At 69.4% G+C, this 16,256-nt stretch carries 15 protein-coding genes; 4 read left to right on the forward strand and 11 right to left on the reverse strand.

The genetic code is table 11. The features are described from left to right. Window positions 1–27 precede the first annotated feature (27 nt). Window positions 28–1,629: a restriction endonuclease gene (locus tag OG811_RS10800; RefSeq protein WP_406073843.1), complete on the reverse strand. Its 1,602-nt coding sequence runs from the start codon at window positions 1,627–1,629 to the stop codon at window positions 28–30. A gap of 341 nt (window positions 1,630–1,970) precedes the next feature. On the opposite strand from OG811_RS10800, the gene OG811_RS10805 reads away from it, so the two are divergent. Further along, window positions 1,971–2,690, forward strand: a complete 720-nt coding sequence (locus OG811_RS10805) for a BTAD domain-containing putative transcriptional regulator (protein WP_406073844.1) — start codon at window positions 1,971–1,973, stop codon at window positions 2,688–2,690. A 202-nt stretch (window positions 2,691–2,892) separates the two neighbouring features. On the opposite strand, the gene OG811_RS10810 is transcribed toward OG811_RS10805, so the two are convergent. The 3 genes from OG811_RS10810 to OG811_RS10820 all read right to left on the reverse strand — a co-directional run bounded on the left by OG811_RS10810 (window position 2,893) and on the right by OG811_RS10820 (window position 4,287). Further along, a complete protein-coding gene (locus OG811_RS10810) occupies window positions 2,893–3,621 on the reverse strand; it encodes a DUF2637 domain-containing protein (RefSeq protein WP_406073846.1) in 729 nt (242 codons plus the stop codon). Beyond that, a complete protein-coding gene (locus OG811_RS10815) occupies window positions 3,618–4,010 on the reverse strand; it encodes a hypothetical protein (RefSeq protein ID WP_406073847.1) in 393 nt (130 codons plus the stop codon). Before OG811_RS10815 ends, OG811_RS10810 begins: the two co-directional genes overlap by 4 nt. Window positions 4,011–4,152: 142 nt before the next feature. After that, window positions 4,153–4,287: a hypothetical protein gene (locus OG811_RS10820; RefSeq protein WP_406073849.1), complete on the reverse strand. Its 135-nt coding sequence runs from the start codon at window positions 4,285–4,287 to the stop codon at window positions 4,153–4,155. 355 nt (window positions 4,288–4,642) lie between these two features. Between OG811_RS10820 and OG811_RS10825 the strand changes: the two genes are divergently transcribed. Both OG811_RS10825 and OG811_RS10830 read left to right on the forward strand, forming a co-directional pair. Then, window positions 4,643–5,197 (forward strand): RNA polymerase sigma factor, encoded by a 555-nt coding sequence (locus OG811_RS10825; protein ID WP_406073850.1) that lies wholly within the window; start codon window positions 4,643–4,645, stop codon window positions 5,195–5,197. Then, complete coding sequence (locus tag OG811_RS10830; RefSeq protein WP_406073852.1) at window positions 5,197–6,201, forward strand: CU044_5270 family protein; 1,005 nt, start codon at window positions 5,197–5,199, stop codon at window positions 6,199–6,201. Before OG811_RS10825 ends, OG811_RS10830 begins: the two co-directional genes overlap by 1 nt. A gap of 296 nt (window positions 6,202–6,497) precedes the next feature. On the opposite strand, the gene OG811_RS10835 is transcribed toward OG811_RS10830, so the two are convergent. The 7 genes from OG811_RS10835 to OG811_RS10865 all read right to left on the reverse strand — a co-directional run bounded on the left by OG811_RS10835 (window position 6,498) and on the right by OG811_RS10865 (window position 14,546). Continuing rightward, a complete protein-coding gene (locus tag OG811_RS10835; protein WP_406073854.1) occupies window positions 6,498–6,872 on the reverse strand; it encodes a type II toxin-antitoxin system VapC family toxin in 375 nt (124 codons plus the stop codon). Beyond that, window positions 6,869–7,123 carry a type II toxin-antitoxin system Phd/YefM family antitoxin gene (locus tag OG811_RS10840; protein ID WP_406073856.1) on the reverse strand — a complete coding sequence of 85 codons (255 nt, stop codon included), beginning with the start codon at window positions 7,121–7,123 and terminating at the stop codon, window positions 6,869–6,871. The genes OG811_RS10835 and OG811_RS10840 overlap by 4 nt, the downstream gene beginning before the upstream one ends. A gap of 224 nt (window positions 7,124–7,347) precedes the next feature. Continuing rightward, window positions 7,348–7,791, reverse strand: a complete 444-nt coding sequence (locus tag OG811_RS10845; RefSeq protein WP_406073858.1) for a hypothetical protein — start codon at window positions 7,789–7,791, stop codon at window positions 7,348–7,350. Continuing rightward, window positions 7,791–8,192, reverse strand: a complete 402-nt coding sequence (locus OG811_RS10850) for a hypothetical protein (protein ID WP_406073860.1) — start codon at window positions 8,190–8,192, stop codon at window positions 7,791–7,793. Before OG811_RS10850 ends, OG811_RS10845 begins: the two co-directional genes overlap by 1 nt. A 351-nt stretch (window positions 8,193–8,543) precedes the next feature. Then, window positions 8,544–9,080: an RBBP9/YdeN family alpha/beta hydrolase gene (locus tag OG811_RS10855; protein WP_406073862.1), complete on the reverse strand. Its 537-nt coding sequence runs from the start codon at window positions 9,078–9,080 to the stop codon at window positions 8,544–8,546. A 136-nt stretch (window positions 9,081–9,216) separates the two neighbouring features. Further along, on the reverse strand, window positions 9,217–10,017 hold the full coding sequence (locus OG811_RS10860) for an MBL fold metallo-hydrolase (protein WP_406073863.1): 801 nt from the start codon (window positions 10,015–10,017) through the stop codon (window positions 9,217–9,219). A gap of 62 nt (window positions 10,018–10,079) precedes the next feature. After that, the gene (locus OG811_RS10865; RefSeq protein ID WP_406075648.1) at window positions 10,080–14,546 is read right to left on the reverse strand and encodes an HAD-IC family P-type ATPase; all 4,467 of its coding nucleotides are present in this window, start codon (window positions 14,544–14,546) and stop codon (window positions 10,080–10,082) included. Between the two features lie 289 nt (window positions 14,547–14,835). Between OG811_RS10865 and OG811_RS10870 the strand changes: the two genes are divergently transcribed. After that, window positions 14,836–16,224 (forward strand): MFS transporter, encoded by a 1,389-nt coding sequence (locus OG811_RS10870; protein WP_406073865.1) that lies wholly within the window; start codon window positions 14,836–14,838, stop codon window positions 16,222–16,224. The last annotated feature ends 32 nt before the right edge of the window (window positions 16,225–16,256 follow it).

Here is a 16,256-nt window from a genome sequence, read left to right on the forward strand (position 1 = left end):
TCGGGCTGGGCCGTTCCCTCGCCTGTCTCAGCTACTGGCGGTTGCCGAGCTAGCACCGTCTGGTCCGGTGGTCGCGGTACGAGGGCGCTTGATGCCGATCAGGACGTCTTTGCCGAGGTGCTCTTTGATCAGGTATGCGAGGCGGTTGCCGTCGATGAGTTCGATCCGTCCGTGTTCGCGGGCCTTCTGCCAGGAGCGTGGTGTGAACCATGAGGTGGTGACGAGGATGCCGTGTCCGGCCTTCTTCTCTTCGATGGCGCCGGCGAGTTCGCGGATGTGGCTGACGCCCACGGCGTCTTTGTAGCGTTTGGCCTGCACGATGCTCAGCCTGCCGAGTAGGGCTGAGCGGTTGACGACGACGGCGTCGACACCGTCGTCGTAGTTTTGTTCGGTGGTCCAGCTTTCCACGCCCATCGCTTCGAAGATCTGCCGGACCAGGTGTTCGAACTCGGTGGGGCTCATCTTCATCAGGTCGGGGCGCGAGTCGAGCGTGGAGACGGCGTCCATGCCGTCGACGAAGGAGAACTTCGTTAGGTCGAAGTCCAGGATTGGGGTGATCGGCTCCAGTTCGTACGGGTGCGGCGAGACGAGGGCGTTGAGGTGGCGCAGGCACACCTCGGGGCGGACCTGGGCGAGGACGAGTTGGGCGAACAACTCACGTTCGACGTTGAGGCTGATCAGGCAGGGATATTCGCGCTGCCCGGTGCCGGGGTTGATTGCGTCGACGTGGCCGTTGAACCCGATGCTGGCAAGCTGTGGATCCGCTTCGAACAGGTTGTGCAACGTCAGGAGCGCTACCTGGGCGACGAGCGAGCGGTACAGCTCGCTGGTCTCCTTCGTGGGTCGTGGGACCGGTTGGATCTCGTCGCGGGTCTGGACGTACTTGTATCCACGGACCGTGGGTACAGCCTCGCGGCCGGGGAGCTGCATGCGTACGACGACCTGCGCCTGCTGGGGACTGAAGGTGATCTCCGCGCGCCGGGGGAAGTCGTCTGGCAGGGGGACCTGGTTGAGGGCGAGCCCGAGGACCGACTCGACGGTCTTTCGGTCTCGGGCGCGGTAGCTGGTGATCAGTTGCTCGACTTGTCGGTTGTGCTCCTCAATCTCCGCCAGATGTTGCCGGACCCGCTCGTCATGATGGCTGCGTGCAGCGTCGAGCCGCCGCCGCCGGTCGGCGTCGGCAGCCTGCCATGCCTGCATGGCCTGCTGATGGGCAGCGCGGGCGTTGGCGAGCTGCTGCTGGTAGCGGCTCTGCCCGCCGAGGAGCCGGCTGACCATACCGGGCTGCGGTGGCTCGAATTGCCCCCAGGCCGGCTGCGCGGCAACCGCGGCGAGGTCGCCCGGATTGAACGGCTGCTGCGAGGGCTGGCGCTTGAGCGAGGTCAGGTCGATTCGAGCGGTGTGGCGTAGGCCGGAGGTGAGGATCGCCTGGAGCTGCCGTGCCCGGTTCTCGACCTCGGTAGTCCGTAGCTCGGTCTCGCGCTTCTGGTCGGCGATGTGCTGGTCTCGTTTCGCCCGATCAGCGGCCTTGGTCGCAGCTGCGGTGGCACGCTGCTGCCGCTCGAGTTCTCGTACCTGTTGGCGTTGCCAGCGTTCCGACTCATTCGGCGAGGGAGACCTGCGCGCCATCCAGTTGCCTCCGGTGAAGAACTCGGGCTGCTGTTTCAGCGCGGCCAGGCTATCGCTGGAGATCGGCCTCGTCTAGCCGCGCGTAGCCGAATCATTACTTGAGGCGTTCGAGCGTCGTGCTGCCTCTGGCCCTGCCCCGCGGACGCCGCGAATCGAGGTTGCGTGCTGCGAGGGGCCACGACGGTCCTTCTTGGCCGGTGCCGACAGTGCGGCCGTGAAGCGCGCCAACCTGTGAAGTGGCGCTGGTCTGCGGGGGCCCGCAGCGGCCGACGCGATCTGTACCGTCTCGACATGAGCCGCGAGCCTTCGTGCATGAGGTCTAGGACGGATGGCGCTCAACCATGAACGACCCCCGACTCGAAGGATCTGCCGCAGTCGATGACGGCGGCGCGGACGCAGTCGAGGGGCACGACACCCACCACCGCCTCGACAAGCAGGTCAACGTCGGAGTCAAGCGGGTGCAGGTCCGCGTCCTCGGCCCACCGGCGATCCTCGGCGTCCCCAACGGACAACACGTCCGGCCGCAGGCAGTCGAGTTCCTCGTCCATCTCATCGTGCGGGGCGGATCGGCGTACCAACACGAGATCCTGGATGACCTCATGCCCGAGCCGCCGCGCCGGCTGGCCGCGCAGCGCCTACACACCTACACCTACAACCTGCGCCGAATCTGCACCCGCATCGGCGGCGAGAACACTTACCTGCAGCTGAAGCGACACCGCTACACCCTCAACCACGACGCCTTCGACGTCGACCTGTGGACCATGCGGGACGCCATCACCGCAGCACAATCCGCCACCAAGCCAGCCGCCCGCGTCGCCGCTCTACGGCGCGCAGTCGACGTCTACCGCGGGCCGCTCGCCAACCACGCCGGATACCTGTGGCTCGCACCGCACCGCGACACCGTGACGCGCGACTTCGTGACCGCGGCCCTGACACTCGCCGAGGCACTCGCGGACCGGCCCGCCGAAGCCAGGAGCGCGCTCCAGGCCGCCGCGTCACATCACCCCGACGATGAGCGCCTCGCCGCTGCGCTTCTGGCAACCCGCCGTCGACCGGACTGAACGCCCACCCGGATGGGACTGCAGCACCGAAGCGACGAGAGCAGAACTCTCTCGCACTACTAAACCGGCTCCTGTCAGATTCTGCGAACTCCTCAACTTCTTGATCTTACAAGATTCAGCCGAAAGTCTGATGGAGGAAAAACAACAAGATGGGCCAAACGGAATTTCTAGGAGAGGTCGCTCCACGGGTTGTCAACACCCTTCAAGAGCCATCTGCTGCTGGTTGTCCCGCGTCCTCAGGCTTGACCGCCGCGAGGCGCCGGACATGACGCTCGGACACGCCAGCGGCCAGAGCCAACTCCGCGAGGCTGGCCTGGGGACGTTCAACCCGCAGCCGGGCGACGACATCTGCCGTCCGCTCCGCGCGTCCCGTCACCCGCTTGCGTCGCCCGGTCCGACGCAGAGGCGGCGATACCTGACTCGTCGCCGGACCGTCGGCGGCCCCAGCCAGCTGCGCCTGGCTCGCCTCAGTCACAACGTCCGACGGATGCGACCCCAGTGGTGGAGACGCAGCGTCAAAGGCAAGCGGCTGGGCGGTGTCTGACGTTCGAGGGTTGTAGCCCGATGCCGGCTGCGCTCTGGTCAGCATCTCCACGACCAGCAGCAGCGCTACCGCTGGCCACGCCGCCACGATCCGCGCGCCGAGGCTGGGCTCGGCGGCGGCGATGTTCGCCGCCACGCTGGCCGCCACCCCCACCGCGAACGCCGTCCGAGCCGACCAGCGCACCCTCCGGCCGGCGCGCTTGTCCTCGACCATGGCCGCCGACGCGACGACCAGCATCCCGTCGACCGACAGCGGCAGCACATAGGCGACCTCGGGACGCTCACCGAACCTCAACGCCACGGCGACCATGTGACTCCACGACGACCAGGCAGCAATCCCGGCCACCGCCACCGTGCTCACGTCTCGGGCGAGCCGGGTTGGCGTCATCGGACCACCTCCGACCCGAGCCGTCGCTCGATGGCTTGGACCTCGGCGGGGTCCACTGATGGACGTCCGCTGATGTCCAAACGCATCTGGACGTCAGCCCATCGCCGACACCGGTCGACGACGTTGCCCGCGTCGAGACCGGTCGCTTTCGCGATGTCCGTCAGGTCCGCGCCAGCCTGCAGGGCGGTGTGGATCATCAAGGGTTGCCAGCGAGTCCACCAGGACATCACCGCAGCGGACAACGCCAACTCCGTCAGGACATCATCGAGTCCGGTTCTCGGCGTCCGAGCGACGGCATGGTCATGAAGATCGAGAAGGAGTTGGAACGGGTTGATCTCTTCCGCATCGGCGAACCGCACCGGCGGGTCGGATGGGTGGCCCGGGTTCATCGGGTACCGCCCGGTGCCCGTGAGCTGGGCAAAGTCAGCGGTAGCGGGTCACCGGCGATCGTGGCGATGTGGTTCGCATGGTGGTACCTCCGGCCCACCAGCACTTTCCTGGTTGATCTCGGTCCCGAGTACAGCCAAGCGGTCACGCCGTCCCCTCCTGGTCGAGAATCCGGTCGATGGTCCGCGGTTCCATCGCCGTGCCGATCGTGCTGGCGAAGACCAGGCCCAGATCCGACCACACATCCCCGGCCGCGAGCCGCTCCTTGGCCTGGCGCACGCACTGTGCCTCCAACGCCCAGACGGCCAGAGCCGACAGCGGCAGTGGACGGGCCGACCGGTGCGTCTTCGGTGCCCCTCCTCAGAGATGCCGCCGCGGCTCGCCTCGCCAGGCACCACAAGGGCTACCAGCCTCCCCGACGAGGAGATCCGCTTGAGTCGCAGAGGACTTGGGCCGTAGGCATTGGAAGCAGACCTGAGCGTGTGGGGAGCGTCGACGTTCCACCTGGCGGAGCCGTTGCAGCCGGAGGCAGCTTTATCGCAGCGTGCGGCTCTGGCAGGTGGTTGGCGGTAATCATTGGGCTGGAGATGACACAAGCCAGGGTGAACGTTCGTCAACCAGGCGGGAGTCTTGGATGGGTCCACCGGGAGAACGCAATGAGGATTGGTTCACCAGGGTCTACGCGGCCGATTACGGACAGGTTGTGAAGTACGGCCAGCGTCGGCTCGCCAATCTGGACGCGGCGGCTGAACTTGCGCAGGAGGTGTTCGTCGTCGCCTGGCGGCGTCGCCGCGAGGTTCCGGACCGCAGCCTGCCCTGGCTGTACGGGGTGGCCCGTCGCCTGCTGGCGAACGAATGGCGAGCTCGGAGGGCTGCGCCGGAGGTGCTACCGATTGCCGATGCCGGCCTTCTGCAGAAGCCGGGCTCGTCCGGCGCCGACGCGACAGTGGGCGTCACCGATCTCCACGCCGCTTTAGCCACCCTCGCCGACCTCGATCAGGAGATCCTCCGGCTGGTCGGTTGGGAGGAACTGACGGTTTCCGAGGCCGCTCAGATCCTCAGCTGTACCCGTACCACCGCTGCGGTGCGTCTGCACCGCGCCCGTAAGCGCCTCAACGAAGCGATGTCGTACCGAGCTGTACCGCCGGCGCAGCAGCCGGTGTTGACGAGTCCTCGAAAGGCCATGTGATGTTCGGAGAAGAGCGAACGCGTACCCTCCTCGGTCCGGCTGACCCCGCCCGGCACAGCACCGTCGCGCCGCCCCGGCTGTCGGCACACGATCTGATAGTCCGCGCGGAGGCTGTCGCCGAGCCGGCCGCCCATCACCGCCGGGCCCGCCCGACGCGCAGGCTGGTTCTGACCGCCGGGGCGCTGACCGCCGCAGTCGGCGTCGCCGCGATCGTCCAGACGTCCAGCCCGGGCACCTCGGGGACCGCCGATCCGCCTGGGGCGGACCCGGGGGTGGTGCTCGTGCCGGTGGCGTACGGCTCCGTCACCGGTGACGCGCGGAGCGAGCTACGCGCGTTGGCGAGCAGGCTTGTCGATGCGGAGTACGACAACCGCACGGGCCGGTACATGTACCACCACACGAAGACGTGGGACCCGGTGATGACGTCCGCCGACGGCCGCCACCATGTCGCGTTCGCCGACGAGACCAAGGTCTGGCAGGCGGCCGACGGGACCGGTAAGCAGGTCAGGACCCAGCTTGAGCCGCAGTATCCGGACCAGGAGTCCCGGGAGTACTGGCAGCGGAACCTCAAGCCCAGGGCTTCCGCCTCCGGAACGCCTGCGCCCGACGACATGCCGCTGCCACCGGAGGACCTCGCACCGCTGCCGTCGGGTCGAGCCCAGGTGAACGACCTGCTCAAGGTCAGGTACGGCGCGGGCGCCGTCAGCAAGGAAATCAGCACGGTGTACGGGCGATATGTCGTTCCGCGCCAGACGCGAGCTGAGATCCTGCGGGTCCTTGCCGATGTGCCCGGTTTCCTGTGGCGCGGCCAGGTGACCGATCGGGCCGGCCGGAAGGGCGTAGCCATCACCTTCGACGACCGCGAGCACAACCAGCAGTCCCTTCTGATCTTCCACCCGAACACTGGGGAACTGCTCGCCCACGAGATGCTGACCCTCTCGCCGGTACGGATCAGCTCGTACCAGGTAATCCTCGATACCGCCTGGGCCGATCAACCCAACTGAATCGCCGGTGCCGGGGGCCACTCCTACGGGGTGGCCCCCGGCCACCTCCACGGTCGGGGCTGGGCCATCCACGGGCCACAAGCCGGTGTCAACGGAGGGCATTTCAGGCCGCTCGAGGTTATGTCGACCAGGCAGGACGTAGTGCCCCGAACCGATCTTGTGCGATTCCCAAGCTGACAGTCTGGGAGCCACACGTGGAAGCCACCAGGGCGGACTGGACCGAACGAGACGGGACCGATCGAGCGCGGTTGGGGCTGGGCCTCTCGTCGGCATCAGGCGTTGATGAGCCCGTCCGATCACACCTTGAGGACGTCCACGTCGTACAGCGCTATCGACGCGTCGCGGGAGGCCAGGGTCAGACTCTCGGTGATCGCCTGGGCCACCAGCATGCGGTCGAAGGGATCGCGGTGATGCGGTGGCAGGCGGCCGGCGGCGATGGCGTGGGCGTGGGTCACCGGGAGTTCGCGGAAGCCCATGTCTCTTACCCGCTCGGCGAGGTCAGGGGGTCCGGCGAGTTTCCCCGTACTCTGTTTGATGGTGATCTCCCAGAGGGTGACCGGGGAGAGGAAGATGTCCGGCTCGTGGCGTAGCCGGTCGAGGAACTCGGTGTCGAGGGTCGCGTCGCCGGTGATGGCCCAGAGCGCGACGTGGGTGTCGAGCAGCAGGGTCATGCGCCGATGCCGAAGTCGGCGGCGATCTCGGCGTTGGTCTGTGGTGAGTCCCAGTCGCCGGAGAGGTCCAGTTGCCCGGCGAGAGAGCCGACTGCGATGCGGTTGGCCCGCCGAACCAGTGGCACGACCTTCGCCACCGGCGTACCGGCCCGGTCGATGATGATCTCCTCGCCGTGTTCCACCCGTTCGATGATGCGCGACAGATGGGTCTTGGCATCATGCATGTTGTAGTGCACGGCCTCATCCGACATGGCGCAACCTCCTCGGTTAGCTAGGGGATTAGTCTACCCTGTTTGGCCCCACACGCCGGTGGTTCGGCTGCTCGGATCGGAGTCACGAGACGTCGTCCGAACCCGTGATCTGGGCAAAGTCAGGGTCAGCGGATCACCGGCGATCCCAACGGCGGGGAGCTGGTTGTCTATCTGACCGATTCGGCCCGTCGGTCGGTGGGCTGGGCCGTGCTCTCGGTCGTGGCTTAGCCCAACTGTGCCGCGTCTGGACCTTCGCCCCAGATGTTCATCATCGTCCAGCGGGTAAGTCCGTAGACAAGCGTCCAGCCGACCGGCGTCAGGTAGGACAGCGCGATGACGAATGCGGCCACGGTGCCGGCCCGGATCCGGTCCCGCAGCGCCTGCTCTCCCTCGCCCTTCAGCGCGCGCCGGCCCCGCCAGGCAAGAAACGCCGCGAGTAGCGGAGACAGCCAGGCCACCACCATGGCCATCACCGTGAGCCAGGCAATCGGATGAGCCAGCGAGCCGCGCGCCGACTGCCCCTCACCCAGCGGCGCGTACACCATGTCGTACACGCTGTTGCTATCCCCGCCGTGCGGCCCGCCTAAGAGCCCAAAGAGGAAGAAGAACACCGCGAGCCCGAAAGCCCACACCAGGGCCAACTGCGTCCGCCACAGTCCGTTTGTCATCAGTCCAGCATCCAGTTCAGCAGCAGCCGGCCTGGCGGCAGCAGTGTAAAGACGACAAAGGCCAGCGTGAGCCCGGCCGCTCCGAACACCCAGCGCCGCAGACCGTCCGACATCTCCCGACGTCGCCTGGCCAGCGAGGTGAACGACATCAGCAGGAAAAGGACCGCGGCCATCGGCCCCACAATCGTGACGATCATGACTGGGATCAGCAGCACCGACATCGGACCGTCAAACACGCCGCCAGGTGTATGGCACTCAGTCGGCGAGCAATGGTCGGTCCCTCGGAAGGTGAACCTCACAAGGTAGGGAACGAGCGCGCCTGATACGTAGAGCGCCACCATCGATAGCTGCCCAACCACAAGCAACCGCGCCGCGATGAAACGGGATCCCGGCTGTGCCACGCGCGAAGCATAAGGTGTGTGAATTTTCAGCGCCAGCACGAGTGTGAGGGATTAGGTCGATGCTTTCAGGTACCCGGAAGGTCGGCGAACGACCAGAAGCGGTGTGAGGTGCCCTGACCAGGCCAACTGCAGCCTTGCCGGCTGTGATCTTCGTCCTCCCAAAATGAGGCTCCGCAGCTCAAGTCAGGGGCCTCTAGGGCGTCAGGGCGCCTCCGGGGCGTCAAACACCGGAGCAGGGGCACGGCCCTTGCTGGCCGTCTTTGCCTCAAGCTGAAGGGCTGAAGGAAGACCTGGGCGGAGCCGGTGCACCACCTGGTTCAGCACGGGTCGGTGCCGTCGCGCGGGGAGGCGTCAGGGGATGAGGCGGTCGAGCAGTTCGAACCGCTCGTACGGCTGGTTGTAGTCGCCGAAGTGCCCGTCGTCGCACACGATCTGGGTGCCGCCGAGCCGCTCGAACATGGCGCGTCCCTGTCGGTCGTCGCAGCCGTACGGATCCTTGCGGGAGTTGATGAAGTAGATGTCCCGCACGTGCGACCGGATCGCGGCCCAGTCGTAGCTCTGCTGGAGGACCGGCTCCTCCTCGGTGTTGGGCCGGGTGCAGTAGCCAGCAACCAGGATTGCCTGGGCGACGGTCACGTCCACATGCTCCAGGAGCGCGAGCAGGAGGGCCGCGCCGCCGGAATGGCCCACGAGGACCGTGTCCTTGTCGAAGCTGTGCCCGTTCAGCACCTTCGGCAGGAACGTGGCGATCGGCTCGACGTTGATGCCGGGGTGATGCGGCACCTCGACGTCGTATCCCCGGGCCGCGAGCCGCCCTGCCAGCCAGGGATACCAGCAAACGTCCGGGTTGCCGCCGGTCCCGTGGAAGATGATCGCTCTGCGCCCCACCGTGGCCCCCTTCAGATCGACGTACTGATCAAACCACGTGATCCGCAACAGGCGGTGAGCTGATTTTGGCGCACAGTCTTGGGCTTTCCTCCTACTGCCCAAGCATGCACCGGCACCCGCGCGGGCCGGTCGGCGGTCAGGCGGGCGGGTTGAGAGGGGCGGTCTCACCGCGGGCGATGGTGCGTACCTGCTTCACCCAGCCTCGGCGGCGGGCTTCGTCGACGAAGTGTGCCAGCGGGGAGCGGAACACCGGGTAGTCGTCGTAGTGGATCGGCACGGTCAGCTTCGGTCGGATCAGTTCCACCAGGTCGGCGCCCTGCCGGGCATCCATGGTGAGCAGAATGCCGGCGACCTTCGTGCCGCCGAGGTGGATCAGCATCGCGTCGATGTCCGGGTACCGCTCGGGGATGGTGGTGAGTAGCGGTCGGTTGAGCGTGTCACCGGTGACGTAGAGCCGGAATTCGCGCCTCCCGGAGCGCTCCACGTCGATCATTGTGCCCATCACGTCGGGCATCAGCCGGTCCAGGGCACCCGGGCCGTGCCTGCCGGGCATCGAGGTCAGACGCAGTGTCGTACCGTCGCGGTGCAGCTCCCGCGACGACCAGGTCGGCAGGCCCTGGGTGGCCTGGAATCCCCATCGACGCAGCTTTCGTTCCGCCGCTGGGGTGGTGACGATGGGCAGGCTGCGGTCCAGTTCCCGGCGGGCCACCCGGTCGAAATGGTCGCCGTGCAGGTGGGAGAGGACCACCGCATCCAGCTGCGGAAGCTGGGCGATCCGCAGCGCCGGGTCCGTGCGCCGGCGCGACCACAAACCCTTGCCCAGGTACGCCCGTTGACCCCGGTGCAGAAAGTTCGGGTCGGTCAGCAGGGTGAACCCGCCAATTCGCAGCACTGTCGTCGCGGTACCGATGAACGTCACCTGCGGTTGCTCTGCCATCGTGTCCACCTCCTCCGGCTGCGGTACCCGCGCGAGCCGTCGGCATGCGACGGGTCCAACGTTCAGCCCTTGGAGTCGCTCGCGCCGTCGCCGTCCGCCGCCGTGGTGTCAGGTCGGGCTTGCGGCACGTGTTCCATCAGTTTGGTGAGCGCGCCGTTGGCGAAGGTGGCGCCGAGCGCCGACCCGGCCCCGATGGTCCAGCCGACCGGCCCGAGCGGGGTGCAGCCGAAGAACTGGCTCACCCCCGGCGTCTGCACCACCACGACGAGCACCCCCAGCGACGCTGCCGTGGACGCCAGCACTGCCGGGCTGGTGCCGCCGGCCAGGATGGTCTGCCCGAGTTGGGTGCCGACCAGGGAGACCAGGGCGACCGTCCCGGCCCGCCGACGGCGTCCGGTGTACCGGGCCAACGTCCAGCCTGCGGTCGCGCCCAGCGTGGTGGCTGCCGCCCGCAGCCCGATCTCCCTGGTGAGGGTTTCTCCGAGCGCCATGTCGGGGCCCTCCCGGAGCAGCCCGTCGGCGCGGTCCGAGGCGGGTGGCCGGACGGCGATGGCCAGTGCCGGCGCCAGGTCGGTGAGCAGGTTGACCAGCAGTAGTTGTCGCCCGGTGAGCGCGGAGCGGCCGGTCGCCGCGGCGGTGAGCACACTGAACGCGATCTCACCGAGGTTGCCGCCGACCAGGATGCTGAGCGCGTGCCGTACCGACGCCCACATCGCCCGCCCCTCGACCAGGGTGGCGATGATGGTCTCCAACCGGTCGTCGGTGACCACCAGGTCGGCCGCGGCGCGCGCGGCGGGGGTGCCCCGTTGGCCGAGGGCGATGCCGACATCGGCCAGCCGGATCGCCGGGGCGTCGTTGGCGCCGTCGCCGGTCATCGCCACGGTGCGCCCGCACTTCTGCAACGCCTGGATGATCCGCACCTTGTGCGTCGGGGTGCAGCGGGCCACCACGTCGGTGTTGGCCAACCGTTCGGCGAGCGCGTCGTCGTCCAATTGGTCGAGCTCGCCGGCGGTGACCACCCGCTGTTCGTCGTGTTCGCTGATGGTGGCGGCGATCGCCTCGGCGGTGGCCGGGTGATCGCCGGTGATCATGATGGTGTGCACGCCAGCCTGTCGGATCCGGCGTACCGCAGGGGCGGCGCTCTCCCGGACTCCGTCCGCGAGGGCCAGGAAACCTACGAAGGTCAGCCCTCGAACGTCCCCGTCGGTCACCTTCGGGTCGTCCACCTGGCACTCGGCGACGGCCAGGATCCGGTTTCCCGCCCCGGCCCGGTCGGCGAGCATCCGCTCCAGCTTTGCGCGGCCGGCGTCGTCCAGTGGTTCCTGGGTGCCGTCGGTGCGCCGGGCCGAACAGCGCGGCAGCACTGTCTCCGGAGCACCCTTGACGCTCAACATCAGGTGGCCGTCGGTCTCGCCGATGCTCGCGTGGTAGCCGCGGGATGGCTCGAACGGCAGACCGCCGGCAGCGCGCCAACCGGCGGCACCGGTCTGCTCGACCACCCCCGCCTCCCTGGCACCCCGCCGGACCGCCCGGTCGGTCTGCAACGCCAACTCTTCGGGATTGGCAGCGGCGGGGGTGGCCCGCAGCGCCGCGGCCAGCGTCAACCGGAGGCGGTCGTCCAGCCGGTCCACCGGTGCATACCGGTCGCCGTTGCTGTCGCCGACGCCGGCGAGCAGCAACTGGCCCTCGGTGAGGGTGCCGGTCTTGTCGAAGCAGAGCACGTCCACCCGCCCCAGCGCCTCGATGGTGCGCGGGTTGCGGACCAACGCGCCGTGCTCGGCCAGGCGCCGGGCGGCGGCCAGCTGCGCCGCGCTGACCAGAAACGGCAGCCCCTCCGGCACCGACGCCACGGCGAGGTTCGCGGCGGTCGCCGCCGTTTCGGCCAGCGGTACGCCCCGAAGCAGTCCCGCGCCGGCCACCGCCACCGCAGAGCTGGCGGCCAACGGGATGGCTGCGCTGGTCAACGAGCTGAGCCGGGCTTCCACCCCACTGGTCGGTGGGTCCTGCCGAACCAGCGCCAGGCTGCGCCCGGCCTCGGTGTCGGCGCCGGTCGCCACCACCACTGCGGTGCCGTGCCCGGCGGCGACGGTCGTGCCGTCGTACAGCATCGAGTGTCGGTCGGCGATGGTGGCGGCCACCACCGGCCGGTTGAACTTGGCAACCGGTAGCGACTCGCCGGTCAGCGACGATTCGTCCGCCTCCAGGCCCACCGACTCGAGCACGCGACAGTCGGCCGGCACCGAGTCACCCGGCTCGAGGGCGATGACGTCCCCGAGGACCAGGTCTTCGGCGGCAACCACCTGCTCGGCGCTGTCCCGACGGACCCGCGCGGTCACCGCCGAACGGGACAGCAGCTCCGCCAGGGACCTTTCCGTGTTGCGTTCGTGCACCGCTCCGATCAGGGCGGACCCACCAACCACGCCACCCACCAGCGCGGCGTCCACCAGCGAGCCGAACGACGCGGAGAGCACCGCCCCGGCGGCCAGCACCGGTGTCAGCGGGTTGGACAACTCGTCCACGAAGGCGCGCAGCAGACCACCACTTCCGGGTGCGGTGTCGCCGTTGCCACCAGAGTCGTGGTGCCGGCGCTGCGCTTCCGCGCCGGACAGACCGTCCGGCGTGGTGCGCAGGTGGTCGAGCACGGTACTGACGGGCATCAGGTGCCAGGCGGTCGCCACGGGCGCCGGGGTGTCCGACCGGTCGTGCAGCCGGTGGGCCTGCCAGACCCCGTTCGCGAAGGCCAACCCGGCCGCTCCGCTGACCGCGACGAGCGAGCGTTGGGGCAGCTGGGTCGGTGGTGCCGTAAACGCGCCCAGCGCTCCGAGGCCGGTGCCGGCCATGGCCAGCCGGATGTTCTGCTGGGCCGTCCGCCGGGCCACTCCGGTCGCCTCGACCACCAGGGCCACCACCCGCAGGTCGTCACCGACCAGCAGGTGCGCACCCCATGGCGGCAGCTCCTCCGGCGCGGCAAGCCCGAGACCGCAGTCGGACGCGCCGAGCGCTTTCCGGTCTGCGGAAACCAGCATCACCACCGCACCGTCGCGCTGCAACGCGCGCACCGACTCGGCCAGCCGGTCCCCGCCGGGCAGCATCACATCGGCGAAGCCGTACCGCTGCTCGTCACCGCCGGCCACGACCAGCCGCAGGCCGGCGTGTCGGGCTGTGGCCGGCAGGCCGTCGACGCCGGGCGCGGGTTCCGGCTCGACCCGCAGCAGTGCGGCGAGTCGGTCGCGGTGGGCGAGGCCGAGTAGCTGGCCGCCAACGGACCGCAGCCGGTCGCCGTCCGGGATGTCGCCCGGGTCGCTCGTGGGCATCTGATCCAGCGGGCCGATCTGCCACCCGTCCGCCGTGCGGGTCGCAGCCGGATCGTCCGGATCGAACAACGCGAAGGCCCGCTCCGCCACCTGGTCGACGTCGGCTCCGGCCACCGGTGCCAGGTCGGCCAGCACACCCCGGTCCGAGCCGAGCACCGCGGCGTCCAGCACGAGCGTGTCGATCCGGTCCAGCTCCCGCAGCACCCTGCGGTCCATCACGATCACTCCGCGCCGGGCCAGCATCCGGCCGAGCTGCGCGGCGTACCCCTCGCGTCCGCTGCCCGGGGCCTTGGGCAGCGTGGACAGGCCCAGCGCGGCGGCTCGCTTGGGCCCGGCGAACGGTATCGCCGCTGCGCCGGCCGCTGCGCCGGCGGCCAGGGCCCGGTCGATGTACCGCTCGACCGGGCCGTGCGGCTTTGGTCGGGGACGGTCGGTTACCGGCCACCGGGCGACGGCACGCTCCGGGTCGCCGGTCAAACGCGGTTCGGCCTTCTCCCAGGCGGAGAGTTGGGCCCGATCCTCGCCCCACTGCACGAGCCGTTGGGCGCCGTCGAGAACGATGCCGGTCCAGCGGCCGGCCAGGCCCTGCACCACCGCCTCGGCCAGGGGAAAGAGGACGTCCGCGCGCGGGTCGGAACGCAACGGTTTGCCGAACAACGCGTGCAGCTTCGGTTGCAGGTCCACCGCCGACAGCAGGCCGGACACCTCACCGGGCAGAGGTGCGAACGGCAGGATCCGGGTGGCCGCCCAGAGACTCAGGCCCAGCGCGTCCGAGGCGAGCGCACCAAGGGTGCGTGGGGTGTGCGGCCCCTCCTCCGGCGGGTGCGGTAGCGCGATCTCCGGGTCAGGCTCGTGGTCGCAGGTTCGCTCGACCCGGCTGATCGTGGCGATGAGGTCGCGCAGACTCGGCTCGGGGGCCTGCACGGTCACCACCACCCGACCGGATGGGGCGTTCACCCTGGCCCAGGCGACCCCGGGCATCCGCTCCAGCGCGCCCTCCACCTGCCGGGCGAGCTGGTCGCCGCCGTGCTGGCACACGCCGTGCACCTCGATGTGGTGCCGACCGGGCCGTGACCAGACCCGACGTCGGGTCAGCCCGACCGAACGGGCCAGCCGGGTCGCGGCCGACCCGACGGTCCGGGACGCCTCACCGACCAGGAGCGGCACGTCGAAGGACGGGAGGATGCGGCCGGCTATGCGACCCGCCGCCGTCATCGAGGCGTACGGCTGGACGGACGCCGGCCCGGCTCCCTGTTGCTGCTGGTCCTGACCTTGGCCATCTCGTCCTCCCACCGCCTCACGTCCGGCGGCCTGGTTTCCCGACCTGCCGTCCGTTATGCCCCCGGGGTGGTGGAACTTTCCGCCGTTGGCGACGCATGGACGAGGTGGTCGGTGGAATCCGACGACCATCACCGGACCGGGGAGGCCGTTATGAGCACGCCTGACGGAGCCGAGTCGTGGGGGCGATTGACATGAATCCGGGTTGAGGTCGCATGCTCGGTCCATGCCGAGCACAGCCGCCACCCTCGTACCCGCCGCACCGGGACTTTTCGCCCCCCGGCTGAGAGCGATGACGGTGGGCAGCGTCGCATTGATCTCGTTGCTGGCGTTCGAGGCACTGGCGGTCGGTACGGCGATGCCGACCGTCGCCCGCAGCCTGGATGGGCTGGCGCTGTACGGGATCGCGTTCGGTGGTCCGTTCGCCACCGGTGTGCTGGCCATGGTGGTCTCCGGCATCTGGTGCGACGCCCGAGGTCCTCGAGGGCCGATGTGGCACGGGGTCGTCTGGTTCGTGGTCGGGTTGCTGATCGCCGGGACCGCCCCCGTGATGAGTGCGCTGGTCGTCGGGCGGGTGGTGCAGGGGTTCGGCTCCGGGCTGCTCTCGGTGGCGCTCTACGTGATCGTCGGGCACGCGTACCCGCAGGAGTTGCACCGGCGGATCTTCGCGGCGTTCGCGGCAGCGTGGGTCGTACCGTCGCTGGTCGGGCCGGCGGTGGCCGGTCTGATCGTGGAGTACCTGGGCTGGCGGTGGGTGTTCCTGGCGGTACCGGCGGTGGCCGTGCCGGCGGTGCTGGTGATCCATCCCGGCCTGCGGTCGCTGGGCCGGAGTGCGGCGACGAGCCCGCCGGCCGGAGCGGCGGCGCGGATCGGTTGGGCGTGCGGGGCCGCGGTGAGTGCCGCACTGCTGCACATCGGGGGACAGCAGCGCGGTGCCACCGCCCTGGTGCTGATCGTGCTCGCCGTGGTCGGTCTGCTGGTCAGCGCCCCACGCGTGCTGCCGGCCGGCTTCCTCCGGGCAGCCCGGGGGCTGCCCACCGTCGTCGGGCTGCGCGGTCTGGCGTCAGGTGCCTTCGTCGGTGCCGAGGTGGTCATCCCCTTGATGCTTTCCCGGGAGCGGGGCCTCTCGCCGACCGCAGCGGGGCTGGTCCTCACGGTCGGCGCGCTGGCGTGGTCGGTGGGCTCCTGGTTGCAGGGCCGGATCCCGGTGCCGGCCTCCCGAGCCAGCTTGCCGCGCGTCGGGCTGAGCTGCATCACGGTTGGCACCGCCACGGTGGCGCTGGCCGTCCGGCCCGAGCTGCCGGTGACCGTCGCCGTGGTCGGCTGGGCGGTCGCCGGCCTCGGCATGGGGCTGCTCTATCCGTCGTTGTCGGTGCTCACCCTGGAGTTGTCCGCCCCCGGTGAGCAGGGCCGCAACAGCTCGTCGTTGCAACTGGGTGACTCCCTCTTCGCGGCGACCGTGCTCGCGTTGACCGGGACCGTGCTGGCAGCGGGAAGCGCGCCTGGCCCGGCCAGTTACACGGCGACTCTGGCGGTGGCCGCTGGCCTGGCGCTGCTCGGGGCGCTGCTGGCCGGTCGTGTCGTGGTGGGCGGGGGTATGCGGCCGGTCGGGTGATCCAGGGATTCGGCCGCGGGGTGACCCGCCGC

It is taken from the genome of Micromonospora sp. NBC_01638, from assembly GCF_045209745.1.
Classification (GTDB): domain Bacteria; phylum Actinomycetota; class Actinomycetes; order Mycobacteriales; family Micromonosporaceae; genus Micromonospora.